Genomic DNA, 25,731 nt, shown 5'->3' with positions numbered 1-25,731 from the left:
CGATGAACTCGTACCGTGGGCCATCGCAGAGCAGCTCCGCACCCCAGGCTGAACATCACGATCTCCAGTCAAGACGTTGCTGGTGCCACGCTTACATAGAAAACTGGCTGCGGGAAATTGATGTGGCGATCGTGCTGGCCGGCGAACGCCAGTACCGGAAAGTGCGAGCGTTTTCGTACTGGATGACCCGGCGCAGCTTTGACGGGAGGTCGAAAAGGCTCGTCGGGAGCAGAAAGAAACTGAACGGCGGGATCGCGAAGCGCACCTACGGGCCGAACGCGATCGCGTTGCCCGTCTGCTTGGTCTAGGTCACCGCCCGGCAGCAGGCACAGCAGATCCGCGCGTATGTTGCAGAAGTACTGTCATCAACGGATGCGGTGGCAGGACGCGCGTTTGACGGCGAGCGAGACACGTGGGCCCACTGGGCTCGCACGCTCGCAAACGGGCTCGACCCGCTCGTCGGTCGAATGGTGCAGCAATCTTGCCGGCAGATGATGTTTTTCGGATCACCGGCACGCAGGCGACCCTATCGGAACAAGCCTTCACGCTGGGCCACGAACCGTGTCCCCATAAAAGCAGGCTGTGGTAGACTTTAATTACCAACGGGGGGTAGCTTAGCTGGGAGAGAGTCGCGTTCGCAATGCGAAGGTCGGGAGTTCGATCCTCTTCCTCTCCACCACGAATTCTACTGAAAACCGGCCCGCCAGGCCGTTTTTTTATTTGGACGGTGAATCGGATACCATGTCTCGCCAACAAAGTGCACTGCTAAAGCCTGAAAATGTCGTTCCGATACGCCGGACAAAGGCGGTTATTGAGTGTCAGGATAATCTAGAATTTATGCGATCGTTAAAAAACGGTAGCATGAATCTTATCGTCACTTCTCCACCTTATAATATTGGCAAGAAGTACGAAAAACGCACGTCGTTAGACGTATACATCGAAAACCAAGCCGCTACCATCGCAGAGGCTGTCCGGCTGCTCCACCCGACTGGTTCAATTTGTTGGCAAGTCGGAAACCATGTTGACGATGGCGAGGTGTTTCCTCTCGATATGATCTTATATCGTATCTTCAAGGATCACGGCCTGCAGCTAAGAAACCGCATCATCTGGTCAGGTTGTCGAGGACGGCCCATCGCCGAAAATGCGGGCCGTCGTGGCCAAGGCACGCGAGCTGGCACAACATGGTCGGAAGTCAGTAATCTGGACAATTTTCACCGACAATATCGAACAGATGCTGTTGATGCTAGCGGACCTCAACCCGGTCGCTCTCTACGGAGCCGTGCCTTCGGGCAGTCCCACTGATCCCAGTACACGCGAAGGCAGGCTTTTGCGCTTCCATCAAGACGATGATTGCATGGTCATGATTGCAAATCCGGCCGCTGCCGGCGAAGGGATCAGCCTCCATACCGTTTGCCATGAAGCTTTGTATCTCGACCGCAGTTATGTCAGCACGCATTATCTGCAGTCGATCGATCGCATCCATCGTCTCGGATTGGACCCGAACGAAATCACCAACGTCCACATTTTTCAAACCTGTGCTCCTCAAGGGCTCGGGTGTATTGATCATTCGGTCAGTCGGCGGTTGGCAACCAAGGTCAGGGCAATGCAGCAGCTTCTTGACGATCGAGATCTGCATCAGATTGCCCTGGACGAGGAAAACGCAGAAGAGCCGATCGACTACGACGTCGATCTCCAGGATATTGTCGATCTGATTGAGGAATTGGAGGGCCGGGCCCAGTTCAATGAAAACGAGGGCGGATAGTGAACGAGGACCGCATCTTGGCGATGAGCGCTTTCGAGGCGGCCTATCTCATACGGACCTTTCGCGAAAAGAATCCTGAGCTAAGCCCCTTGGATATCGTAGCGACAGTCCGATCCATCCGAGCTGATTTCTATCCCCATGATTACGATGCCGGGGCGCATATAGAGCAGCGAATTCCGCTTGAGATTGTGGCGTCGGTGGAGTCCTTTTTTACGGCCGCGATCGAGGCCATCATTGCCGACCGATCCCCGATTTGGGCGCGGCTCGCACCTGCAGGCCGTAACCATGTGCTTCAGGCGATGGGTGTTAACGGCGTGCAATGCCTGCGGTCTGCAGGGCTTCTCGGCTCTGACGCGCGGGCTACGAATTGGTGGGATGCCTTGGCATCCGCCAATCGTGGTGACCGTGATGCCCGTCTGCTTGCACAAGGTCGGGAAGGCGAACGCCTTTCCCTCGCATACGAGAATACTCGTTTGCAGCGTGAAAGAATTTCGCGGACTCCCGTGTGGGTCGCGATCGAGGACAATACCGTGGGGTATGACATACTCTCCTACGGGCGGCATGACGGAAACGAGGTGAGCCGTCTGATCGAAGTGAAAACGACTCACGCAGATCCTCCGAGCATGATCTTGTCACGCAACGAATGGAAAACGGCGGAGCAATACGGAACCTCCTTCGAGTTCCACCTTTGGAATCTTAATAACCAAGCGCTTGCTATTTACACTGTGAATGAGATCAGAAATCATATTCCCACGAACAACGGTGCAGGCAAGTGGGAAAACGTAGAAATTAGGCTCGCATAGATCGCCTTAAACTTTTTCGATGGCTTTTTGCCCAGCGTATATGCCCAGAAAGCTTGGCGTCGCCTTCATCCAGCGTCTATATACGTTTGCGAGAGGTGTTACGTCAAGCCAGTATCCGGGCCTTGATGCAATCTCGCAATCCTGACTTCGGGGCCTTCGGCGATCGCCGCATGGTGGCGGAATATATCTATCGCGCGGTTTGACAGGGGGAGCACGGTGGGAACGCCCTTGTTTTCAACACCTCGCGCATCGGGCGGAAATCTGAGCATCTGGCTACCCGCGTCGAGCCACTCCTATCGCACACTGAACAGCGCACCATGACGGAGACTTGCCTCGATTGCAAGTTCGAACGCCGGTGCGGCATATGGGTTGCCACTTGTCGAAAATAGCTCATGCAGTTTTTCGAATTCACCGACTCGAAGGCGCCGGTCTCGTGGTTGGCTGCCTGACGGCTTGCGAACGTTGTTTAGGGGATTCATCAAGCCTTCCATACCCCACATTCCTTGCGCGCTATCTCGAAGAGATGGCTGATGGTCTGGAGTTCGAGGCGCACGGTGTTTTCTGCCCGGCCCGCTGAGCGGCGTTCGTCTTGATAAGGATGATGTTTTTCAGGGGCGATCTCGCGCTGGTAACGTCCGAGCGCTTCGGTCAAGGTGATGCGCTCGGACTTTGAACGATCGAAGTACAGGCCGGAATCCATCTCGCTTTTTACCCAACGAGCCCACTGCTGCGCTTGTTGTTTGGTGTCGAACGTGCGGTAGACGGGCTTGTAGCCACGTCGACGGATTTCGGCGCGCCAATAGATGCCCTGCTGACTGATGTATGCCATGTTTCAAGCTCCAAAGCATTGATGAAATGCTTGGTCTGGATTCTCGGATTCCAGCGGCAGCAATTTTTCAGGGAGGCCATCCGCCAATCACCTGGCTAGCTCTTGAATTCGTCAAAAAATTGCGCGTCGACGACAAAAGTTCGTACGGGCTTTAATCCCAGTTCCAAGTGTTCTAGCATGTCGACGAGCTTTTCCCCATCAATGAGTTCGATTGGAGGGACACCATCGCGGCCTGCCTCGCGACGCGATTCCGCCGTAAATGTGCCGGTCGTGATGATGATGCCTTTGTCGGTTCGCCCCGACATTGCTCCCCGAAAATCACGAACTTGTGACGGCGACACCGACTTCGCGTAGCGCTTGCATTGGAACAGGACTTTAAACGAGACAAGTGGGTTAACTTGCAGTGTGCCATACCCGTCTATGCCTCCATCGCCACTGCTTCCGGTTACGACCACTTGCACAAAGCCCGCCTCGCGAAGAAGTCGTTGAGACAACCGTTCAAATCCCGATGCGGGCAGATTCTTCAGTATCTGGATGAGTTCGTAGCGATAGTCACCTGTGACCGCACCGGCGGGTTCTGAACCTTCGGCTGACATAGGCTCTGCGCCGCCTGCTCTCGCTCGCCGCTCTTCTCCAAAAATGCGGTTCCACTTTGTAGCTACGCCGCGTGCCTGTTCAATCGAAAGACTCGTGTGACGTCCGGCGTCGGTGAGCGCCCAGACTCCGCGTTGGGACGAGTCAACAAGCCCTTCTCGCACGAGGTAAAGCCGTGCCCATCGCACCCGGTTGCGAAAACGTCCTTCGCCTGATGGCAAGACTTCATTTTGTGCCTCATCTGAAAGATCGAGGTCTTGCGCAATACGCTCCACGACTTCGTCTGGGGTGCCGGACCCACCGAGAGTCCTAAGTGCGTCTAACGCAGGTCCCATGTAGCGAAATATTGCAGCAATATCTTTCTTTTCTTTTGCCATCTATGTGCGTATCCCAAAACTCGGAGCCCCCGGTTCATGGAGCGATCCGAGGTCAGACCAATTCGCCTCTTCGTAGTACAACTGCTTCAGCGGGACTGGCGCGGAGTCCGATCCAATGAAAAAGACCCATAAGTTTCTCAACTTAAGGGTCCTATATTCTCAACTCGTGCGTTTGTCTCAGTAACGGCCGTCAAACATCAATATTCCCCGCCCTCAACGCGTTCGATTCAATGAAAGCCCGCCGCGGCTCCACATCATCCCCCATGAGCGTGGTGAAAATGCCATCAGCCGCAATAGCATCCTCAATCTGCACCCTCAGCAGCCGACGCACAGTCGGATCCATCGTAGTCTCCCAAAGCTGCCCAGGATTCATCTCGCCCAGGCCTTTGTAGCGCTGCTTCGAGATATTGCGCTCAGCATCAGCCAACAACCACTTCATAGCGGACTTGAAATCAGTAACAGCCATACTCCGCTCACCACGCTTAATGACAGCACCAACCCCAATCAACCCCTTAAACGTATTAGCGGTATTGATCAGCTGTTGATAGTCAGCAGTGAGTTGAAAATCCTGATCCAACACAGAAATCTTCTGATTCCCGTGATGCGTCCGCGCAACCCGCAGCGAGCGCAATTCCCTCACCGGGTCATACATCGTCGTAACCTTAACCTCAGGCTTCAACGGATCATCCCTTAGCTTCGCTTCCAGAGCCTTAGCCGACGCATCAGCCGCTTCCTCGCTGGACAGATCGATCGCAATCCCATCCATCACAGCCTCAAGCGCCCCAGCGTCATACAACCGGCTCAACCGGTTAACAACACCCTGCGCAAGCAAATAAGCCCGAGCCAACTCCCCCAACGCATCGCCAGTAATCGGCGTAGCCCCTTCAGAAGCCAACAACTCCGACCCCTGCAGCGCCAGCTTCAGAATGTGAGCATTAACCTCGGCCTCATCCTTCAAATACCGCTCATCCTTACCCGCCTTGATCTTGAACAGCGGCGGCTGCGCGATATAGATATACCCACGCTCGATCATCTCCGGCATCTGCCGATAGAAGAACGTCAACAACAGTGTCCGAATGTGCGCACCGTCAACGTCAGCATCGGTCATGATGATGATGCGGTGATAACGCAGCTTATCGAGGTTGTAGTCTTCCTTACCAATCCCGCAACCAAGAGCCGTAATCAGCGTGACAATCTGCTCCGAAGAAAGCAGCTTGTCATACCTTGCCTTCTCCACATTCAGCACCTTGCCGCGCAGCGGCAAAATCGCCTGAAACTTCCGATCGCGACCCTGCTTCGCTGACCCGCCTGCCGAGTCACCCTCGACGATATAAATCTCGGACTTCGCCGGATCCTTCTCCTGGCAATCAGCCAGCTTCCCAGGCAGGCCCACGCCGTCGAGCACACCCTTGCGACGCGTCATCTCACGCGCCTTCCGAGCCGCATCTCGCGCGCGCGCCGCATCGACAATCTTGCTGCAAATAATCTTCGCGTCATTCGGCGTCTCGAGCAAAAACTCTTCGAGCGCCTTCGCGACCACGTCCTCCACCGGCGCGCGCACTTCCGACGACACCAGCTTGTCCTTCGTCTGCGCGCTGAACTTCGGCTCCGGCACCTTCACCGACAACACGCACGACAACCCTTCACGCATATCGTCGCCAGAAGTCTCAACCTTCGCCTTCTTCGCGACTTCGTGATCGTTGATGTACTTGTTCAACACGCGCGTCATCGCCGCACGCAACCCGGTCAAGTGCGTCCCGCCATCACGCTGCGGGATGTTGTTCGTGAAGCACAGCACGTTTTCGTTGTAGCTGTCGTTCCACTGCATCGCCACTTCCACGCCCACGCCGTCTTTCTCGCCGCTGATGTGGAAAATGTTCGGGTGCAGCACGGACTTGTTCTTGTTGATGTACTCGACAAAGCCCTTCACGCCGCCCACGAACGCGAAATCTTCTTCCTTGCCGGTGCGCTGGTCGGTCAGCTTGATTCGCACGCCGTTATTCAGGAACGACAGTTCGCGAATCCGCTTGGCCAGAATGTCGTAGTGATATTCGATGTTGCCGAAAATCGTCTCGTCGGCGAGGAAGTGCACTTCGGTGCCGCGGTTCTCGGTCTCGCCGGTAACCTGAATCGGCGAAACAGCCACGCCGTCGATCTCTTCGATAATGCGGTTCTGCGGCACACCACGGTGGAATTCCATGAAGTGCTTCTTGCCGTCGCGGCGAATGGTCAAACGCAGCCACGCGGACAATGCGTTCACGCACGACACGCCCACGCCGTGCAGGCCGCCGGACACCTTGTAGCTGTTCTGGTCGAACTTGCCGCCAGCGTGCAACTCGGTCATCACGATTTCAGCGGCGCTACGCTTCGGATCGTGCTTGTCGTCCATCTTCAGACCGGTCGGCACGCCGCGGCCGTTGTCGGTGATGGAAATGGAGTTGTCCGCGTGAATGATCACCTGGATGTCGTTGCAATGCCCCGCCAACGCTTCGTCGATGGAGTTGTCCAGCACTTCGAATACGAGGTGATGCAGACCGGTCCCGTCCGATGTATCCCCGATGTACATCCCGGGCCGCTTGCGCACCGCCTCCAGACCTTCGAGGATCTGAATCGAGGATGCGCCGTAGCTGTTGTCGGGTTGCGAATTGTTCGTTTCAGTCATGGATTTTTTCCGGTTCTGCGTTGCTGCAAGGTTGCTGCTCGGGACTTTTCAAATCACCATAAAAACGCCAAAGGGGCACTGCGCCCCTTGGTGTGTTCTTTGGTGTTGGACGCGTTAGATGCGCATCGGCATGACGACGTATTTGAATTCGTCGTTCTCGGGAATCGTGATCAACGCGCTGGAGCTGGCGTCGCCCAGGCTCACTTGCAACGTGTCGACCTTCAGGTTCGCGAGCACGTCGAGCAGATACGTGACGTTGAACCCGATATCGACGCTGTCGCCGTCGTATGCGATTTCCAGTTCTTCCTGCGCCTCTTCCTGATCGGCGTTGGTCGACATGATCTTCAACTGGCCCGGCTCGATAATGCAGCGCACGCCCTTGAATTTGTCCGAGGTCAGAATCGCGGCGCGTTGCAGCGAACGCTGCAGTTCTTCACGGCCGATCACGAACTGATTCTTGTGCGACTTCGGAATCACGCGCTGGAAGTCGGGGAATTTGCCTTCCACCAGCTTCGACACCAGTTCGACCTGGCCGAACGTGAACTTGACCTGCGTCTGCGCGATGTCGATCTTCAGCGTGTCGTCGATGTCTTCCAGCAGACGCTGGAGTTCCAGAATTGTCTTGCGCGGAATGATCACTTCCTGACGCTGGAACGAGCCTTCGATCTTCATGGACGAGAACGCCAGACGGTGGCCGTCCGTTGCGACCGCCATCAACTGGTCGCCGTCCACCACCAGCAGCATGCCGTTCAGGTAGTAGCGGATGTCCTGCTGGGCCATCGAAAAATGGACCATGCCGAGCAACTGGCGGAACGTCTTCTGGGGAACCACGAGGTTCGCGCCGTAGTCTTTAGCTTGCGCGACCGTCGGGAATTCGTCCGCGGCGAGCGTTTGCAGCGCAAAGCGGCTCTTGCCGGATTGCACGGTCAGACGCTTGTCGTTCAGCGTGAGCGTGACCTGCCCGTCGGGCATGGCGCGCAGAATGTCGAGGAGCTTTCTCGCTGCCACCGTGGTCGCCACCGAATCGCCGCCCACGCCGAAATCCGCACGCGTCGTGATCTGCAATTCGAGGTCGGTCGACAGGAACGACACGTCAGGGCCGTTCTTGGTAATCAGCAAATTGGCGAGGATCGGCAACGTATGGCGGCGTTCGACGATGCCGCTCACAGTTTGCAGCGGCCTGAGGAGGTTATCGCGTTCGGTCTTGACCAGTTGCATAGAGTTCCTTCGTTGATATAACGGCCTGCGCGCCTTGCCAGGTAAGCTTTTCCGCGCGCAGCCACGACTCCCCGCCGGCGCCACGCAGCGCCTGTCACGGCGTGAAAGCCGCCCGCGGCCGCCGGGCGGTTAAACCTGTATTGTGCCTGAAAACGGAACCGCCTCACTAAAATGGGGGCGAGTTTGGAAATAAACAGGTCGTTTTTTCCAGACAGACCGCTCAGCCCTTCAGCGTCTGCTCCAGCACGTGCAGTTCGTGGTTCAGTTGCGCGTCCTTGCTGCGCTCATCGGCGATTTTGCGCACCGCGTGCAGCACCGTGGTGTGGTCGCGTCCGCCGAACAGCTCGCCGATTTCCGGCAAGCTCTTCTGGGTCAGCTCCTTCGCCAGATACATGGCGATCTGCCGCGGCCGCGCGATGTTCGCGGGACGCTTCTTCGAATACATGTCCGCGACCTTGATGCTGTAGAAGTCAGCCGTGGTCTTCTGGATGTTTTCCACCGAAATCTGCCGGTTCTGCACCGTCAGCAGGTCTTTCAGCGCTTCTTTCGTCACTTCGATCGTGATTTCGCGGCCGTGGAACTTCGAGTACGCGAGGATCTTGCGCAGCGCGCCTTCGAGTTCACGCACGTTCGAGCGCAAGTGTTTCGCGACGAAGAACGCGACGTCCTCATTCAGACTCACGAACTCGGATTGCGCCTTTCGCATCAGAATCGCGACGCGCATTTCCAGCTCGGGCGGCTCGATCGCCACGGTCAGGCCGGAGTCGAAGCGCGAGATCAGCCGGTCGTCGATACCCGAAATTTCCTTTGGATACGTGTCGCTGGTGATGATCACCTGCGCCTTGTTCGCGACCAGCGCCTCGAACGCGTAGAAGAATTCCTCTTGCGTGCGCGACTTGCCTGAGAAGAATTGAATATCGTCGATCAGCAACAGGTCGAGCGAGTGGTAGTAGCGCTTGAAATCGTCGAACGCCTTACGCTGGTACGCCTTCACCACGTCGGACACGTACTGTTCCGCGTGGATGTAGCGGATCCGTGCGCCGGCTTTGTCCATCAGAAGCTGGTTGCCGATCGCGTGGATCAGGTGAGTCTTGCCGAGGCCGACGCCGCCATACAGAAACAGTGGGTTGTACGAGATGCCGGGATTGTCCGCGACCTGAATCGCCGCGGCGCGCGCCAGCTGGTTGGCCTTACCGGTCACGAAGTTGTCGAAGGTCAGCACCGGGTTCAGCTTGGAACGCTCGTACATCGAGTCGTTTTCGCCGCTGTTGCCGCTCGAACTCGCGCTTTGGCCCGGCCGCCACGTACGACGGGCGGCCGCGGCTTCGTTTGCATCGAGGCTGGGCAGATCGAGGTCGGCGGAATCTTCAGCGGCCGCGGCGCGCGCGTTCGCGTTGTGTTCAGCTGCGGCGCGGGCATTCGCATTGAGGTTGGCCATCGCGTTGTTCGCGCCATTCATACCAGCGGCGCGTGCGGCCTGCGCCGCTTGCACGGCGCCGACGGCTGCGTCCACCGCAGCGCCATTGCCGGCGCTACCACCCATCGAGCTAGGCGCGGAGGCCGGACGCGCAGATGCCGGTGCCGGCGCGGCTGCCGCAGGGGCGCGCATGCCGGCTTTCGGATCGAGCACGAATTGGACGTCGACGGGAGCGTGCCAGAAATCGCGCGCCATATCCGCGATGCGGCCGGAGAACTGGCTCTTGACCCAGTCGAGCTTGAAACGGTTCGGCGCAGCGATGCTAAGCGTGTTCGCAGCGGCGTCGAAGGCGACCGGGGCCAACGGTTTGATCCACGTCACGTACTGCTGGGGCGTGAGCTCACGCTCCAGCAAGGCGGAACAGTGTTGCCAGAAATCGTTCATCGAGTTGCTGTCGTTATGGTGTGCACGGCGGTTGCCGCTGCCCCTGTCGCGCGCACGCAACAAGGCCCTGAGCAGCGAGACTAACCAGGCGCAATGGCTCCAGGCGCTTGTGCCACAAGGGTTTGCGGGACGAGCGAGCCGGAGCGGCGTGCAGGATTTTTGGGAAGTAAGGCGAGATTCTAACGCCAAAACGGACCCGCAAGGGAGTTATCCACAGGGACGGATCACAAGGCTGGCTCCTCATGGGGCCGGGCCGAACCAGGCTAAACTATTGACGGTCAACGAAAAACCGGTTTAAATAGCGGGTTCCGCGAAAACCAATTCAGTGAACCACCGGCCATTGCGCTTTCAGCGATGATCGCGCGGTTATTTTTCGATCAAGTGAGAGCAACATGAAACGTACTTACCAACCTTCCGTTACCCGTCGCAAGCGCACCCACGGCTTCCGCGTTCGCATGAAGACCGCAGGTGGCCGCAAGGTCATCAACGCACGTCGCGCGAAGGGCCGCAAGCGCCTCGCCATCTAAGGCAGGCGTTGCACGCGACGCTTATGCCGGGCAGTGAAGCCCGCGGTAAGGCGGGAACGGCTGAGGCGCAGCAACTGGGCTCGGTTCCGTTGCGAGCGCAAGCCGCCTTCCCCAAAGCCGCAAGGCTGCTGAAAACGGATGAATTTTCATCCGTTTTTCGTTTGCGCCCGTGGCGCCGCACCGCGCACTTTGTAGTGTACGGCCGGCCCACCGGCAACGAAGCTCGCCTGGGCCTCGTGATCGGCAAGAAGTATGCGCCGCGCGCGGCCACGCGTAATCTGGTACGTCGAATCGCGCGTGAAGCCTTCCGGCTGCGTCGCGCGGAATTCGGCGGTTGGGATGTGCTGCTGCGTTTGCACACGCGCTTCGACAAGAAGGCTTTGCCGAGCGCCTCGTCGCCGCCGTTGAGGGCGCTGTGCCGCAGCGAAATCGAGGCGTTGCTCGACAAGGCAGCGCGCGAAGTGACCCGTCGCGAGGCGCCGCCCGCGGAAGCGCCCAAGACGGAATGACGCTCAAGTGACCGCCCGCTTTGCAGTTCAGGCCGCTCCGGCAGCCATGCTGCGCGGGCGTCGCCCGGTACTCCACGTTGCGCGGCGCCGTCCGGCCGCACCAGCCATGCAAACGGTACTCATCGCTTTATTGCGTTTCTACAAGGTTGCCGTGAGCCCAATGCTCGGCAACCGGTGCCGTTTTTACCCTTCCTGCTCTGATTACGCGCGCGAAGCAATCCAGTATCATGGCGCCGCGCGCGGGACTTATCTCGCCGCCAGGCGTATTTGCCGCTGCCACCCGTTTTCCGCGGGCGGCATCGATCTCGTCCCGCCTCCCACTTCTGAAAAGCGCTGACGCGCCGTTCCATCGACACTGAGACAACGCATGGATATCAAACGCACCGTCCTATGGGTCATCTTTTTCATGTCAGCGGTCATGCTGTTCGACAACTGGCAACGCGACCACGGACGCCCGTCGATGTTCTTCCCGAGCGCCACGCCGACCAAGACCGTCGGTAGCGCCGCACCGGGAACCACGACGCCGGGAACCCAGCCCGCCGATCTGCCGGCCACGAACGCAGCCGCACCGGGCAACGCGCCGGCGGCCACGCAATCGCAACTGATCAAGTTCAACACCGACGTCTATAGCGGCGAAATCGACACTCGCGGCGGCACGCTGTCGAAGCTGTCGCTCGTCAAGCAAGGCGACGGCAAGCAGCCCGATCTCGTCATCACGCTGTTCGACCGCACCGCGAACCATACGTATCTGGCGCGCACGGGCCTGCTCGGCGGCGATTTCCCGAATCACAACGACATCTACACGCCGTTGCCGAACCAGCAACACGATCTGACGGGCAACGAAAAGTCGTTCCAGCTGAGCTTCGAGTCGCCGGTGAAGGGTGGCGTGAAGGTCATCAAGACCTACACGTTCACGCGTGGCAGCTATGTGATCGGCGTCGACACGAAGATTCAGAACGTCGGCACCACGCCGGTGAGCCCGTCGGTCTATATGGAACTGGTGCGTGACGATCAGCCGGTGGAAACGCCGCGCTTCTCGCACACGTTCATCGGACCGGCTGTCTACACCGATCAGCATCACTTCCAGAAGATGACGTTCGGCGACATCGACAAGAACAAGCAGGATTACGCGACCTCGGCCGACAACGGCTGGGTGGCGATGGTCCAGCATTACTTCGCGTCAGCCTGGATTCCGCAGCAGGGCGTGAAGCGCGACATCTACGTCGAGAAGATCGATCCGGCGCTGTATCGCGTCGGCGTGAAGGAGCCGGTGGCGACGATTGCACCGGGCCAAACGGTCGACGTGTCGGCCAAGCTGTTCGCCGGTCCGGAAGAAGAGCGCATGCTCGAAGGCATCGCACCGGGTCTGGAACTGGTGAAGGACTACGGCTGGGTGACGATCATCGCGAAGCCGCTGTTCTGGCTGCTCGAAAAGATCCACAGCTATGTCGGCAACTGGGGCTGGTCGATCGTGCTGCTCACGCTGCTGATCAAGGCGGTGTTCTTCCCGCTGTCGGCTGCGAGCTACAAGTCGATGGCGCGCATGAAGGCGATCACGCCGCGTATGCAAGCGCTGCGCGAACGCTTCAAGGGCGATCCGCAGAAGATGAACTCGGCGCTGATGGAGTTGTACAAGACCGAGAAGGTCAATCCGTTCGGCGGCTGTCTGCCGGTTGTGATCCAGATTCCGGTGTTCATCTCGCTGTACTGGGTGCTGCTGTCGTCGGTGGAAATGCGCGGCGCGCCGTGGATTCTGTGGATTCACGATCTGTCGCAACAGGATCCGTTCTTCATCCTGCCGGTGCTGATGGCCGTTTCGATGTTCCTGCAGACTAAGCTGAACCCGACGCCGCCGGACCCGGTTCAAGCCAAGATGATGATGTTTATGCCGATCGCGTTTTCGGTCATGTTCTTCTTCTTCCCGGCTGGTCTGGTGCTGTACTACGTTGTGAACAACGTGCTGTCGATAGCCCAGCAGTACTACATCACGCGGATGATGGGGCAGACGAAGGCAAAAGCGGCTTGATGATGTTTTGCCGGAGGTGGGCGGAAGCGCCCGCCGTCGTCTAAAGCTCTGTTAGCAGCAGTAAAAAAAGCCGCCCGGTGCAAAACCGGGCGGCTTTTTTTACTGCTCGCGGCAAACGCGTCGCGCAATGCCGCGCTTATTCCTCGCCCGACTCCGCGTCTTCACCGTAAAAGCGAACGATCATCTCCTGAACCAGAAAGCGGTCTTTCGGTGTGAGCGACTCGATCTTGGAAGCGAGTTCGATCGTTTCCGGCGACGGCGGATATTTCTCGCCACGCGCCAGCGGCCTCGCATTCACGCCCGGCGACGGTCCGTAATGCAGCCAATGCTCTTTCACGTTCAGCCATTCGGCTAACGTACGCAACTTATCGGGCTTAGGAATCGTCGTACCAGATAACCACTTATGAGCGGTTTGCGGCGTGACCTCCCGCTCGCCTCGATAGCGAAGATTGAATTGCTCGGCGAGCTTGGTCCCGCCGCGGATCTTCAGCGGCTCCAGCAGGTCCTTCAACCGTTTGGCGAAGGCGGCTTTTTCTCTATTGGTCGGCATGGGCCGGATTGTGCAATTCAACGTTCAAACAGTTGACAACCGGACGAGTTTAGTTTTAGCGTATTTGAGATAGTTTTAGCTTGCGAGGCGCTTCGGGTAATGGGTCTGCCGAATTTGTAGAATTTTGGTGTTTTCCTTGTCTAGCGTGCCTGTCTGTGACTTCGCCGTCCTACAACTTCTCATTTATTCTCAAGGAACGCAGTAGCAATCCTAGCTCGTTTGAGATAAATCCCAACCGTCGGAATAAGTCAGCTTCCGCCATCAACAAGAGCGCCGCGACACGGGCACCGAATGCACCCGCGTTACAATGCCTCGCGCCGCGCTGACCGGCGGCGCCCTCCCCTCCTCTCTGCTTCTGCCACGCTTTTTATGCTCACCACCGACTCCGATCCGATCGTCGCCATTGCCACCGCGCCCGGCCGGGGAGGAATCGGGGTCGTGCGGATTTCGTTCGGCCGCGCGGGTGAGACGGCGGCCCAGCCGCTGATGCAGGCCCTCACCGGCCAGACTTTGGCGCCGCGCCACGCCAGCTACGTGCCGTTCCTCGACGCGAGCGGCAACGCACTCGACCGCGGCATCGCACTGTACTTTCCGGCGCCGCACTCCTACACCGGCGAGCACGTGCTCGAACTGCAAGGCCACGGCGGTCCGGTGGTGCTGCAACTCGTGCTGCAACGTTGCATCGACGCCGGCCGCGCGTTCGGTCTGCGCCTCGCCGAGCCCGGCGAATTCACGCGGCGCGCCTTCCTCAACGACAAGCTGGATCTGGCGCAGGCGGAAGCCGTCGCCGATCTGATCGAGGCCAGCACCGAAGCCGCCGCGCGTTCCGCGGGCCGCTCATTGGACGGCGCGTTCTCGCGCGACATTCACGCGCTGGTCGAAGACGTAATCACGCTGCGCATGCTGGTGGAAGCGACGCTCGACTTCCCCGAAGAAGAAATCGACTTCCTCGAAGCCGCCGACGCCCGCGGCAAGCTCGCGCGCATACGCGAGCGTCTCGCGCACGTGCTGAGCGAAGCGCGGCAGGGCGCGTTGTTGCGCGAAGGGCTCTCGGTGGTGCTGGCCGGCCAGCCGAACGTTGGCAAATCATCGCTGCTGAATGCGCTGGCCGGCGCGGAGCTGGCGATCGTCACGCCGATCGCTGGCACGACGCGCGACAAGGTCGCGCAGACGATTCAGATCGAAGGCATTCCGCTGCACGTGATCGACACAGCCGGCCTGCGCGATACCGAGGACGAAGTCGAAAAAATCGGCATTGCACGCACATGGAGCGAAATCGAGCGCGCCGATGTGGTGCTGCATCTGCTCGATGCGCGCACCGGCATGACGGCTGAAGACGATGCGATTGCCGGGCGCTTTCCGGGCGGCGTGCCGGTGGTGCGCGTGCTCAACAAGACGGACCTGACCGGCCTCGCGCCAGCGGCACAGGCGCTCGACGCGGATCTCGAACTGAGCGAAGTGCGACTGTCGGCGAAACAGGGCGACGGCGTCGCGCTGCTGCGCGACGAACTGTTGCGAATCGCCGGCTGGCAGGCGGGAGCGGAAAGCGTGTACCTGGCGCGCGAGCGGCATCTGATTGCATTGCGCGCAGCCGAGGAGCATCTGGCGACTGCGGCCGCGCACGCCGATCAAAACTCGCAGGCGCTTGATTTGTTCGCCGAGGAACTACGGCTCGCGCAGGATCAGTTGAATTCGATCACCGGTGAGTTCAGTTCGGATGATCTGCTCGGAGTAATTTTTAGCAGGTTCTGTATTGGGAAGTGAGCGAGTGTCTGCGCTTCGGCTGCCCGATCCCACTTCAAAAGCCTTTCTGGTAATTCGAGGCATGGATTCGCGGACGTCAAAGCTAGGCTCCGTTGACCCAAAAATCGCCAAATCTTTGGTACACAGCAGCCAAAGGCTTTAAAATCACCGATGTCCGAATACCCGCGATCCGAACATGCCCCGCCTAGCCGTCCCTCTCACCGAAGCCCAGATTCGCGCTCTCGAACCGCGCGACACCCGCTATTGCGTCGCTGACGGCAACGGCCTCGTCATCGAAATCATGACGACCGGCACCAAGATCTGGCGCTTCCGTTATTCGTTGAACGGCAAACGCCAACCGCTCGCCACCATCGGCGACTACCGGATGATCTCGCTGCGTGTCGCGCGCGCCAAGGCGCAGAAGTATGCGGAGATGGTCGCGCAAGGCATTTCGCCGGTCGCCACGGCTCGGCGCGACCGCGGCGCGGAAAGCAAAGCCGATGTCCTGCGCGAAGCCGCCGAGCTTTATCTCGCCACGGAAATGGCCGGCAAGTCAGAGGAATACCGCCGCACCACGCGGCGCGCGCTCGACAAGGACATCTTGCCCGCCATCGGCCACATGCGGATCGAAGCGGTGACCGCCGACGACATCGTCGCGATATGCGAGAGAATCAAGAATCGCGGTTCGCCGAAAATGGCGCTGCATACGCGCAACGTGGTGAAGCGTCTCTACGAATATCTGATCGCCCGGCAACTCGCGGCCAGCAATCCGGCCGAGGTCGTGCCGGCGCGTTCCATCGCCACTTTCGACAGCCGCACCCGCGTGCTCTCGGGCGACGAGATCGGCGCGATGTTTCGTTCGATCGACGCGTCGAGTATTCGCCGTCCTCTGAAGCTGGCGCTGCATCTGCTGGTGCTGACGATGGTGCGCAAGTCGGACCTGATCGAATCGACGTGGGCCGAATTCAATCTGGACAAGGCGATGTGGACGATACCCGCGGCACGCCTGAAAAAAGACCGCGATCAGCGCGTGCCGCTTTCGCAGCAGGCAGTCTCTATGCTGCGCGAACTCGACCACGCCAGGGCCAGCCGAAAGTTTGTATTCCCGAGCGTCAGGGGCGACGATCGGCCGATCGCCAAAAGTACGCTGAACCAGGCGGTCAAGGCGCTCGGCCTGGACGTGGAGCATTTCGTCCTGCATGACTTCCGGCGCACCGCAGCAGCGCATCTGCGCGAGATAACACAATCGTCAGACGCGCTCGACCAAAACACGGCGGCGGCGCCCGAGCGTATCGAGCAAGGTGCGAGCGCGGCCAACGCAGCCAGGCAGCGATGGCTTATGCAGCGGTGGGCGGATTTTGTGGATGCACAGATCGAAGGCGCGCGTAGAGTTGCGACCAGTACGCCCTGAAGCTACCTCGTCGGGCGCCCCGCCTTCCAAACATGCGGTTTTTTGGTACACAAATCACTTCGCATCCAACCCAAGTTCCTGCTCGAAATAAGAAATTCTATTTTTTACTAGGTTTCAAGAGTGAGCGATAAGGCGCCGCTAAGCCGCCGGCCACAATCGCAACACGCGGACCTTTTCTCCCGCGTTTCATCGCCTAAACTGAAGCGTGGACGCAACTCGATACGGAGGCTCCCATGTCTGAATCGTTGATCGCTTATTTGCTGGGGCCTGCTGTCATGTTGCTGGTCGGCGTTGCTATCTGGGCCGCGTCCCACTATCACCAGAAGACAAAGCCTCAAAGACTCGAGCGCTGGCTCGACACGCACTATGCGGAGTGGTTGCATCACAGGCACTGAGTCGCGCTTGAAATGGAAAGGCCGTCGCGTAACACGACGGCCTTTTTGTCTGTGGGCGCGCACGACCATGCGTGCGCTCTGCGATTGATTACCAACCCGGCTGGGGCTGCGGATAGCCGTATTGAGCCGGCGGCGGTGGCGCACCGCACGCCACATAGGCCTGTTGGTATTGGTCATAGCAGTATCCCGGCGGCGCTTGCGCATAGACCGGCGCGGGCTGATACGCCGGCTGCGCGTACACGGGCTGCTGGTAAGCCACCACGGGCGCCGGACTCAGCACGGAGGTCACCACCGCCCCGAGCACGGCCCCGCCGATCAGCGCACCGACGACATCGCCGCCATTGCCATGCGCCGATGCTTGCCCGGCCACGCTCAGACTTCCCACCATCACCAACGCCACTGCGATCTTTTTCATGTTTGACTCCTCGCCGTTCAGGCATGGAACGGATTGTGGCGGGCGCGCGCAGAAATAGATGCTGCAAGTGGTAACGGGACATTACCCGTGTAACGCGGTACATCGGTGCACGGCGGCCCACGTTGCCTGCCGGCGTAGGAAAGCACTGCTTCAGCCGACGATAATCCTGACGCGTTGATCTCCGGTGTCTGATGGCCTAGTCGAAGCCCCGTTCATAAAATCGATGTGAGGTTGCCGGATGTCACGCATCGGCACGGCTGTCCACGTAACGAACCAAGGGGGCCACTATGACGAATCACACTTTCGACGGCATCAAGCAATTCAGCGAACACAATGTCGAGTTCTGGTCAGCGCGAGAGCTTCAGCCGCTTCTCGAATATGCAACGTGGGACAAGTTCAGGCGCGTCATCGGGAAGGCAAGCGAGGCGTGCAAGCGCTCGGGCCACAGCGTTTCCGACCATTTTTCCCAAGTGGGAAAAATGGTCGGCCTCGGCTCCGGCGCGCAACGCACGGTCGAAGACTTCCGCCTCTCGCGATATGCGTGCTATCTCGTCGTACAGAATGGTGATCCGTCGAAGCCCGTCATCGCAAACGGCCAAACATACTTTGCGATTCAGACCAGACGTCAGGAAATCGGTGACGGCAAGGCTTTTGCCAGTATGGTGGAGGATCAGCGTCGCCTGATGCTGCGCGGTGAACTCACTCTTCACAACAAGAAACTAAGCGCAACCGCCCGCAGTGCCGGCGTCCAAACCACACTCGATTATGCAGTCTTCCAGGATCACGGCTATCGCGGCCTCTATGGTGGCTTGGGCGCGAAAGACATCCACGCGCGCAAGAGTTTGAAAAAGAGTCAGAAGATTCTCGACCATATGGGCAGCACCGAGCTAGCCGCCAATCTTTTCCGCGCGACGCAAACGGAGGAGAAATTGCGCCGCGACGGTGTGCAAGGCAAGCGGCAAGCCAATCAGACGCATTTTGAGGTGGGCGGCAAAGTCCGCGACACCATCCGTGAACTTGGTGGAACCATGCCAGAAGCGTTGCCGACACCGGAGACAAGCATCCGGCAGATCACGCGCGATACCAAGAAGTCCCAAAGCTGATTCAGCGTACGCTGCATGCGCGCCCCGTGCGCGCCAGGGCGATACCCCGCTACCCCATTCCACCGATCAATGTAAAATTCGCCGCATAACCTGTCGGATAGTTCTGACAACCCGCAAAGCTTTTCCAGCCCGTCGATAGCAGGTCGGACCACATCGACAGCACGGGTCGAGACAAGCGAAAAAGTAAGGGGCGTGCGCGTGAAACAATGGACCATCCGGCAACGAATTCTGTGCAGCTTTGGGATCGTGCTGATCGTGATGCTGGCAATGGCGATCGTCACTTTCGAGCAGCTCGGCGGCATCGACCGCGACGCGAAGAGCCAGCAGGAAGATTCGATGCCCGGCCTCTACTACGCGACTGCGATGCGCGCGGCCTGGTTCGAGAACTACACCGTCACACAGCGCCTCATTTACGTGGACGCGGACCCCGAGTCCATCAAGCGCGACACCGATCGTTTGCAGGAGACCGAGCAAACGCTGCAGAAGCTGTTCGGCGACTACGGCGCGACCATCTTCCGCGACACCGATCGTGAGTTCTTCAACGACTTCCGCCAGCAACACACGCAGTACCTGCCGATCCAGGCGGCGCTGCTGAATGCTCTGCCGAGCTCGAAAGAGAACGCCGTGCGCGTCTTCAACACACAACTGACGCCGATCTGGGAAGCGGGCCGCCTCTCGGTGCGCAAACTGGTCGAAATCAACAAAGCCTCAGCCGACAAAGCCGCCGAAAGCATCCGCAATTCGGTCGAGGCAACCCGCGTAGTGTTGCTCGTCATGCTGTTGCTCGCCGCTATCGCGGCCGTGCTGGCCGGATACTGGCTGCTGCGCGCGGTCACTACGCCAATGGCCAAAGTGCTCCGCGTCGTCGACGTGATGCGCACGGGCGACCTGACCCAGCGTCTGCAACTGAATCGCGCGGACGAAATCGGCGCGCTCGAAGCGGGCTTCAACCGCATGACCGACGAACTCACCGCGCTGGTCGGCCAGGCGCAGAAATCGGCGGTGCAGGTGACCACGTCTGTGACGGAAATCGCCGCGACCTCGCGCGAACAGCAAGCCACGGCGAACGAGACTGCTGCTACCACCACGGAGATCGGCGCCACGTCGCGTGAAATCTTCGCGACCTCGCGCGATCTGCTGCGCACCATGAACGAAGTGTCCGAAGTGGCCGGCCAGTCGGCGGCGCTCGCGGGCACCGGTCACGCCGGTCTCGCGCGCATGGAAGAAACCATGCGCCTCGTGATGGAAGCGGCCGGCTCGGTCAACGCGAAGCTCGCGATCCTCAACGAGAAGGCCAGCAACATCAATCAGGTCGTCGCCACCATCACCAAGGTTGCGGACCAGACTAACCTGCTCTCGCTGAACGCGGCGATCGAAGCGGAAAAAGCCGGCGAATACGGCCGCGGCTTCGCGGTTGTGGCAACCGAAATTCGCCGCCTCGCCGATCAGACCGCCGTGGCGACCTACGACATCGAACAGATGGTCAAGGAAATCCAGTCCGCGGTGGCCGCCGGCGTGATGGGCATGGACAAGTTCTCCGAAGAAGTGCGGCGCGGCATGCTCGACGTGCAGAACGTCGGCGGCCATCTCACGCAGATCATCCAGCAGGTGCAGCAACTGGCGCCTCGTTTCTCGATGGTCAACGAGGGCATGCAGACGCAGGCCACCGGCGCCGAGCAGATCACCCAGGCGCTGACGCAACTCTCGGAGGCCGCGCAGCAGACGGCGGAGTCGCTGCGCCAGTCGACCCAGGCGATCGACGATCTGACGCACGTCGCCAACAGTCTGCGCACCGGCGTGTCGCGCTTCAAGGTGACGGCCTGACGCGCCACGCGGCGCCGCCGGACACCGATACCCGTACGCCCATCCATCGCTCTCGCACACGCCGATGCTCTTCATCCTCTTCACGCTCGATAGCGAACGGTACGTGATCGACGCGACGCAGGTGGAGCGTCTGATGCCGCTCACGCCACAGTCGCCGCCGAAGACGATCCCCGGCGCGCCGTCGTGGGTCGCGGGCGTGCTCGATCACGAAGGCGCGCCGTTGCCGCTGATCGATCTGCCGGCGCTTGCGCTCGGCCGTTCCGCCGCGCAACTGATGTCGACGCGCATCGTGCTGGTGCGCTATCCGCATGCGGGCACGACGCGTCTGCTCGCGCTGCTGCTCGAAGGCGCGACGCGCACGATTCGACTGGACGTGACGGCGTTTCACGATGCCGGACTCGACATGCCGCACGCGCGTTATCTCGGCCCGGTCGCGAGCGAAGCGGGCGGTCTCGTGCAGTGGATTCGCGTTGAGCATCTGCTGCCGGACGACGTCAAAGCGCTGCTCTTTCCCGAGGCGCACGCATGAACGCGCATCACGACAACGCACCGCTCTATCGACGCTTCGCCGAACTGTTGCATAGGACGATCGGGCTCGATGCGGCATCGCTCGGCCATAGCGCGATCGAGCGCGCGGTCGATCAGCGCGCGGCGGCGTGGTGTGCGGATGGCCACGCCAAGGCCACGCTCAACGACTATTGGGAAGCCGCGCAAGGTTCACCTTCGATGGTGCAGGCGTTGATCGAAACCGTCGTCGTGCCGGAGACATGGTTCTATCGCGACGCCGAAGCGTTCAAGGCACTCGCGCGACTCGCGCATGAACGTCTCGCCGAGCGCGGCGATGCATTGCCGCTGCGCGTTCTGAGCCTGCCTTGCTCGACCGGAGAAGAACCGTACACGATCGCGATGACGCTGCTCGACGCAGGCATTAATGCCGCCCAGTTGCGCATCGACGCAATGGATATCAGCGACCGCTCGCTCGCCGTCGCACAACGCGCTGTCTATGGACGCAACTCGTTTCGCGGCAATGCGTTTCCGTTTCGCGATGCGCACTTCACGCGCACTGAAGACGGCTGGCGTCTCGCTCCGCGCATCGTCGAAACGGTGCGTTTCTCGCGCGCCAATCTGATGCAGCTTGACGCATCGTCGCTCGGTGTCTACGACTTCGTGTTCTGCCGGAACGTGCTGATTTACTTCGACCGCGACGCGCAACAAAAAGCCTTGCAGGCGCTCGCCAGCGTGCTGGCCGAAAACGGCACGCTGTTCGTCGGCCCTGCGGAAACCGGGCTGCTGATGCGCTACGGGATGCAGTCCGCGAAGATCCCGCTAGCCTTCGCGTTTCATCACAGCGTGCCCGAGGAAACGCAGTGGAATAGCTGGCACACCGCACCACTCGCCACGGCCGCCGCACTCGCGATGACGCATTCGCACGTTCCCGCGCTCTCGCCGCCGCCAGTGTTTTCCGCGGAGCCTTTCGCGTGGCCCGATCCGGTTGCGCGTACGCCGTTCAGCGGTGCAACGCAGTTCACACCGCGTGACAACGGCGCGACACACGCGCGCAAGACGCCGATGCCCGCCGCCACGTCGTCGGCACACAACTCGCCGTTGCCGCCAATCACCGCGCCAATCAACGCGGCACGCGACACATTGCGAGCCGCGCACGCGCTGGCCGACGCCGGCCGCCTCGCGGAAGCGGCCACGGCGATCAACGCCTATCTGGAACACCACGCCCCGCACGCCGACGCGTTTTACCTGCTCGGCGTTCTGGCGGATGCCAACGGCGACGCGAACCTCGCGCGCAGCCAGTATCGCAAGGCGCTGTATCTCGATCCTCAGCACGCGGAAGCGCTCGCGCATCTCGCGACTTTGCTCGAACTCGAGGGCGACCGCAACGGTGCGCGCCTGTTGATGCAACGCGCGACGCGCGCGCAGGGAGCGCAACGTGGCTGATGCGCAGACGGCGAGCTTCGACGATTGCTGGAATCGCATCGGCGTGCGCGGCGACTCGTCGTGCGAGCGTCTTGTCGAGTACGTGCGCTGCCTCAATTGCCCGGTGTTCGAAACGGCCGCGGCCAAACTGCTGGAACGGCCGATTCCCCTGGTGGATCTCTCGCAGCATGACATGCGCGCGCGGGCACGACCGCAGCAGGATGCGCAAAGCGCGAGCGAATCGTTCCTCGTCTTTCGCATCGGTGACGAATGGCTCGCGCTGCCCACGCCGATCTTCAAACGCATCGTGCAGACGCGGCCGATTCATACGTTGCCGCATCGGCAGCATCGCGCGGTGTTGGGCGTAGTGAACGTGCAGGGCGAGTTGCTCGTGTGCCTGTCGCTCGCGCACCTGCTCGGCTTCGAAACCGGCGCCGCCGCACGCGACGATCGAGCGCGTCACGATCTGCCGCGTTTCCTCGTTGTCTCGCGCGCTGAGAAACACGCCGTGTTCCCGGTGGATCAGGTCGACGGCGTGCACCGGATCGCGACGGCCAGCTTTTGCGCGCCGCCCGCCACGCTCTCGCATGCCGCCGCTGCGCATACGCGCGCAGTCGCGCCGTGGCGTGGCATGAGCGTCGGCCTGCTCGACGCCGACGCGCTCTTCGACACCTTGAACCGGAGTCTCGGATGACGGACGACCCGCGCCGCCCGTCGCTGATCGATCTGTTCCGCGAAGAAGCGCGGACCCAGGCGCGCGTGCTCAACGACGGCCTGCTCGCCCTCGACCGCGCGCCGCGCGATGCCGCCGCGCTCGAGGCCTGCATGCGGGCCGCGCATTCGTTGAAGGGCGCCGCGCGCATTGTCGGCGTGCAGGTTGGTGTCGAACTTGCGCATGCGATGGAGGATTGCTTCGTCGCCGCGCAGGAAGGGCGTGCGTTGCTCGACGCGGCCTGGATCGACGAGTTGCTGCGCGGGGTGGATATCGTCGCGCGCATCGGCAACGATGAAGACGAGTCGGCTCGCGACGCGGTCGGCGCGTGTGTGGCGGCATTGCAGGCACGTATGGCGAGTGTGCCGCCGCATGGCGCGGCGATGCTGCGGGACTCTACGCCGCCGGCGATCGCTGCGGTCGCCAAGCCGTCTGCCATCGCTCCCGGTGCAAATGCGGTCCCGGACCCTGATGCCGCGTTCAACGATTTAGCCCGCGCACTGCGCGCCGAAGGCACGCCAGCCATCCCGACCGCGGAGCCCGAACCCGACGCCGTATTCGACGCGCTAGCCAATGCACTGCGCGCTGAAGCGGCACCGTCCAACGCTGCGTCCGCGCCCACACAAGACAACCACGCTGCCATCGCACCCGCGCAGAAGCAGCACGACCCGCTCGCTGCCCCGTCCGCGTCGAACAGCACGGCCATCCCACCGACCACCGAACCCGGCCGCATGTTGCGCGTGCGCGCCGACAACCTCGACCGTCTGCTCTCGCTATCCGGCGAATCGCTGGTCGAATCGCGCTGGCTGAAACCCTTCGCGCAATCGATGCTGCGTGTCAAACGCGTCCAACGCGACGGCACTCGCGCGCTGGATCAACTGCACGAAACGCTCGCCGACCTCAAGCTCGATCCGCGCGCGCAGGCCGCGCTCGAAGAAGTGCGCCGCCTCACCGCCGAATCGCAGCATTTGCTGGCCGAGCGTCTCGCCGATCTGGAGAGCTTCGACCGCCGCTCGACGCATCTGTCGCAACAACTCTACGACGCCGCCCTGCAATGCCGCATGCGCCCGTTCGGTGACGGCACTAGCGGCCTCGCACGAATGGTGCGCGACGTCGCACGTTCGCTCGGCAAGAAAGTCCGCTGGCAACTGGTCGGCGAATCGACTCAAGTGGATCGCGACATACTCGATCTGCTCGAAGCGCCGCTCGGCCACATGCTGCGCAACGCGCTCGACCACGGCATCGAAGCGCCCGCCGTGCGCCTCGCGCGCGGCAAGCCGGAGGAAGGCACGCTCACGCTCGACGCGCGTCACACCGCCGGCGCACTGCTCATCACCGTTTCCGACGATGGCGCGGGCATCGATCTCGACGCCTTGCGCGCGTCGATCGTGCGCAAGAAGCTCGCGAGCGAGGAAACGGTAGCACGGCTAACCGAAGCCGAGCTGCTCGAATTCCTGCTTCTGCCCGGCTTCTCGCTGCGCGACCAGGTAACCGAAGTCTCGGGCCGCGGGGTCGGACTCGACGCCGTGCACGATATCGTCAAACGCGTGCGCGGCTCGGTGCGAATCACGCATGAACCCGGCCTCGGCACGCGTGTGCAACTGCAGTTGCCATTGACGCTTTCGGTGATCCGCAGCCTGCTGATCGAAGTCGCCGGCGAGCCGTACGCGGTGCCACTGGCGCATGTCAACCGTACGCTGCACGTGGATCGTACGCAGATCGAATGGCTCGAAGGGCATCAGCACATCGCCTTTTCCGGCCGGCGTATCGGCGTCGTCACCGCGCATCAGATTCTCGATGCCGCGCCGCCCGCGGACGAAAGCCGCACCGTCAGCATGATCGTCATCGGCGACGGCTCGCAAACCTACGGCGTGGTGGTCGACCGCTTTCTCGGCGAGCGGATGCTTGTGGTGCAGCCGCTCGATCCGCGCCTCGGCAAGATCCGCAACATCACCGCCGGCGCGTTGATGGAGAACGGCGATCCCGTGCTGATCGCCGACGTGGACGACTGGCTGCGCTCCGTCGAACGGCTCGTGACGGGTGGCGATCTGAAGCACACGCAACACGGCGTCGCGCGCGCGGCTCAGCGTGCCACACGCCGCGTACTCGTGGTCGACGATTCGCTCACCGTGCGCGAACTCGAACGCAAGCTGCTGGCTACGCGCGGTTACGACGTGACGATCGCCGTCGACGGCATGGACGGCTGGAACGCCGTGCGCGGCGAGCACTTCGACCTCGTCATTACCGACATCGATATGCCGCGCATGGACGGCATCGAACTCGTCACGCTCATCAAGCGCGATCCGCAGTTGCAGTCGCTGCCGGTGATGATCGTCTCGTACAAGGATCGTGAGGAGGACCGCCGCGCCGGACTGAACGCGGGCGCGGACTACTATCTGGCGAAAGGCAGTTTTCATGACGAAGCACTGCTCGATGCGGTGCGCGATCTGATCGGCGAAGCATACGGTTAGTCCCGGGGAG

The 25,731-nt window shown here is 60.8% G+C and carries 23 protein-coding genes, 1 tRNA gene and 1 pseudogene; 18 read left to right on the top strand and 7 right to left on the bottom strand.

Annotated features, from left to right (window positions below):
* The 5 genes and pseudogenes from B0G73_RS40955 to B0G73_RS30915 form a co-directional block, all read left to right on the top strand.
* On the top strand, nt 1–308 hold a 308-nt coding region (locus B0G73_RS40955), incomplete at its 5' end, for a hypothetical protein (protein WP_106284945.1).
* 296 nt (nt 309–604) lie between these two features.
* A tRNA-Ala gene (locus tag B0G73_RS30930) sits at nt 605–679 on the top strand.
* 62 nt (nt 680–741) lie between these two features.
* Nucleotides 742–1,110: pseudogene (locus B0G73_RS41930) on the top strand (DNA methyltransferase); the annotation flags it as partial.
* A 43-nt stretch (nt 1,111–1,153) separates the two neighbouring features.
* A complete protein-coding gene (locus B0G73_RS30920; RefSeq protein WP_181196680.1) occupies nt 1,154–1,762 on the top strand; it encodes a hypothetical protein in 609 nt (202 codons plus the stop codon).
* A complete protein-coding gene (locus B0G73_RS30915; RefSeq protein WP_106284944.1) occupies nt 1,762–2,565 on the top strand; it encodes a DUF3883 domain-containing protein in 804 nt (267 codons plus the stop codon). The genes B0G73_RS30920 and B0G73_RS30915 overlap by 1 nt, the downstream gene beginning before the upstream one ends.
* Nucleotides 2,566–3,043: 478 nt before the next feature.
* Here B0G73_RS30915 and B0G73_RS30910 read toward each other — a convergent pair whose 3' ends face one another.
* The 5 genes from B0G73_RS30910 to dnaA form a co-directional block, all read right to left on the bottom strand.
* Nucleotides 3,044–3,394, bottom strand: a complete 351-nt coding sequence (locus tag B0G73_RS30910) for a hypothetical protein (protein ID WP_106284943.1) — start codon at nt 3,392–3,394, stop codon at nt 3,044–3,046.
* A gap of 95 nt (nt 3,395–3,489) precedes the next feature.
* Complete coding sequence (locus B0G73_RS30905; RefSeq protein WP_106284942.1) at nt 3,490–4,365, bottom strand: restriction endonuclease; 876 nt, start codon at nt 4,363–4,365, stop codon at nt 3,490–3,492.
* Nucleotides 4,366–4,555: 190 nt separating this feature from the next.
* Nucleotides 4,556–7,027 carry a DNA topoisomerase (ATP-hydrolyzing) subunit B gene (gyrB, locus tag B0G73_RS30900; RefSeq protein ID WP_106284941.1) on the bottom strand — a complete coding sequence of 824 codons (2,472 nt, stop codon included), beginning with the start codon at nt 7,025–7,027 and terminating at the stop codon, nt 4,556–4,558.
* A 114-nt stretch (nt 7,028–7,141) separates the two neighbouring features.
* The gene (gene dnaN, locus B0G73_RS30895; protein WP_007180118.1) at nt 7,142–8,245 is read right to left on the bottom strand and encodes a DNA polymerase III subunit beta; all 1,104 of its coding nucleotides are present in this window, start codon (nt 8,243–8,245) and stop codon (nt 7,142–7,144) included.
* 220 nt (nt 8,246–8,465) lie between these two features.
* Entirely contained in the window at nt 8,466–10,106 is a 1,641-nt protein-coding gene (dnaA, locus tag B0G73_RS30890; protein WP_219907295.1) for a chromosomal replication initiator protein DnaA, read from the bottom strand.
* 392 nt (nt 10,107–10,498) lie between these two features.
* On the opposite strand from dnaA, the gene rpmH reads away from it, so the two are divergent.
* The 4 genes from rpmH to yidC all read left to right on the top strand — a co-directional run bounded on the left by rpmH (nt 10,499) and on the right by yidC (nt 13,168).
* Nucleotides 10,499–10,633 (top strand): 50S ribosomal protein L34, encoded by a 135-nt coding sequence (rpmH, locus tag B0G73_RS30885; protein ID WP_004198824.1) that lies wholly within the window; start codon nt 10,499–10,501, stop codon nt 10,631–10,633.
* Nucleotides 10,634–10,656: 23 nt separating this feature from the next.
* Nucleotides 10,657–11,142: a ribonuclease P protein component gene (locus tag B0G73_RS30880; RefSeq protein ID WP_106284939.1), complete on the top strand. Its 486-nt coding sequence runs from the start codon at nt 10,657–10,659 to the stop codon at nt 11,140–11,142.
* Between the two features lie 106 nt (nt 11,143–11,248).
* On the top strand, nt 11,249–11,479 hold the full coding sequence (gene yidD, locus B0G73_RS30875; RefSeq protein WP_007180115.1) for a membrane protein insertion efficiency factor YidD: 231 nt from the start codon (nt 11,249–11,251) through the stop codon (nt 11,477–11,479).
* 30 nt (nt 11,480–11,509) lie between these two features.
* Nucleotides 11,510–13,168, top strand: a complete 1,659-nt coding sequence (yidC, locus tag B0G73_RS30870; RefSeq protein ID WP_106284938.1) for a membrane protein insertase YidC — start codon at nt 11,510–11,512, stop codon at nt 13,166–13,168.
* Nucleotides 13,169–13,304: 136 nt separating this feature from the next.
* Here yidC and B0G73_RS30865 read toward each other — a convergent pair whose 3' ends face one another.
* Entirely contained in the window at nt 13,305–13,718 is a 414-nt protein-coding gene (locus tag B0G73_RS30865; RefSeq protein ID WP_106284937.1) for a transcriptional regulator, read from the bottom strand.
* Nucleotides 13,719–14,087: 369 nt separating this feature from the next.
* On the opposite strand from B0G73_RS30865, the gene mnmE reads away from it, so the two are divergent.
* From mnmE to B0G73_RS40710, 3 genes are all read left to right on the top strand, one after another.
* Nucleotides 14,088–15,482: a tRNA uridine-5-carboxymethylaminomethyl(34) synthesis GTPase MnmE gene (gene mnmE, locus B0G73_RS30860; protein WP_106284936.1), complete on the top strand. Its 1,395-nt coding sequence runs from the start codon at nt 14,088–14,090 to the stop codon at nt 15,480–15,482.
* Between the two features lie 175 nt (nt 15,483–15,657).
* Complete coding sequence (locus B0G73_RS30855) at nt 15,658–16,872, top strand: integrase arm-type DNA-binding domain-containing protein (protein WP_106284935.1); 1,215 nt, start codon at nt 15,658–15,660, stop codon at nt 16,870–16,872.
* Between the two features lie 233 nt (nt 16,873–17,105).
* On the top strand, nt 17,106–17,267 hold the full coding sequence (locus B0G73_RS40710; protein ID WP_012434883.1) for a hypothetical protein: 162 nt from the start codon (nt 17,106–17,108) through the stop codon (nt 17,265–17,267).
* 88 nt (nt 17,268–17,355) lie between these two features.
* Here B0G73_RS40710 and B0G73_RS30850 read toward each other — a convergent pair whose 3' ends face one another.
* The gene (locus B0G73_RS30850) at nt 17,356–17,682 is read right to left on the bottom strand and encodes an ecotin precursor (protein WP_106284934.1); all 327 of its coding nucleotides are present in this window, start codon (nt 17,680–17,682) and stop codon (nt 17,356–17,358) included.
* A gap of 287 nt (nt 17,683–17,969) precedes the next feature.
* On the opposite strand from B0G73_RS30850, the gene dinD reads away from it, so the two are divergent.
* The 6 genes from dinD to B0G73_RS30820 all read left to right on the top strand — a co-directional run bounded on the left by dinD (nt 17,970) and on the right by B0G73_RS30820 (nt 25,721).
* Entirely contained in the window at nt 17,970–18,785 is an 816-nt protein-coding gene (gene dinD / locus B0G73_RS30845; RefSeq protein ID WP_106284933.1) for a DNA damage-inducible protein D, read from the top strand.
* 198 nt (nt 18,786–18,983) lie between these two features.
* Nucleotides 18,984–20,609 carry a methyl-accepting chemotaxis protein gene (locus B0G73_RS30840; RefSeq protein ID WP_106284958.1) on the top strand — a complete coding sequence of 542 codons (1,626 nt, stop codon included), beginning with the start codon at nt 18,984–18,986 and terminating at the stop codon, nt 20,607–20,609.
* Between the two features lie 64 nt (nt 20,610–20,673).
* Entirely contained in the window at nt 20,674–21,138 is a 465-nt protein-coding gene (locus B0G73_RS30835; RefSeq protein WP_106284932.1) for a chemotaxis protein CheW, read from the top strand.
* Nucleotides 21,135–22,559, top strand: a complete 1,425-nt coding sequence (locus B0G73_RS30830) for a protein-glutamate O-methyltransferase CheR (RefSeq protein WP_106284931.1) — start codon at nt 21,135–21,137, stop codon at nt 22,557–22,559. Before B0G73_RS30835 ends, B0G73_RS30830 begins: the two co-directional genes overlap by 4 nt.
* On the top strand, nt 22,552–23,232 hold the full coding sequence (locus B0G73_RS30825; protein ID WP_106284930.1) for a chemotaxis protein CheW: 681 nt from the start codon (nt 22,552–22,554) through the stop codon (nt 23,230–23,232). Before B0G73_RS30830 ends, B0G73_RS30825 begins: the two co-directional genes overlap by 8 nt.
* Nucleotides 23,229–25,721 (top strand): hybrid sensor histidine kinase/response regulator, encoded by a 2,493-nt coding sequence (locus B0G73_RS30820; RefSeq protein ID WP_106284929.1) that lies wholly within the window; start codon nt 23,229–23,231, stop codon nt 25,719–25,721. Before B0G73_RS30825 ends, B0G73_RS30820 begins: the two co-directional genes overlap by 4 nt.
* Nucleotides 25,722–25,731 lie beyond the last annotated feature (10 nt).

This window comes from Paraburkholderia sp. BL25I1N1, assembly GCF_003002025.1.
GTDB lineage: Bacteria > Pseudomonadota > Gammaproteobacteria > Burkholderiales > Burkholderiaceae > Paraburkholderia.
Note: the sequence above shows the minus strand (reverse complement) of the source record. Positions and strands in the feature narration are given on the sequence as shown.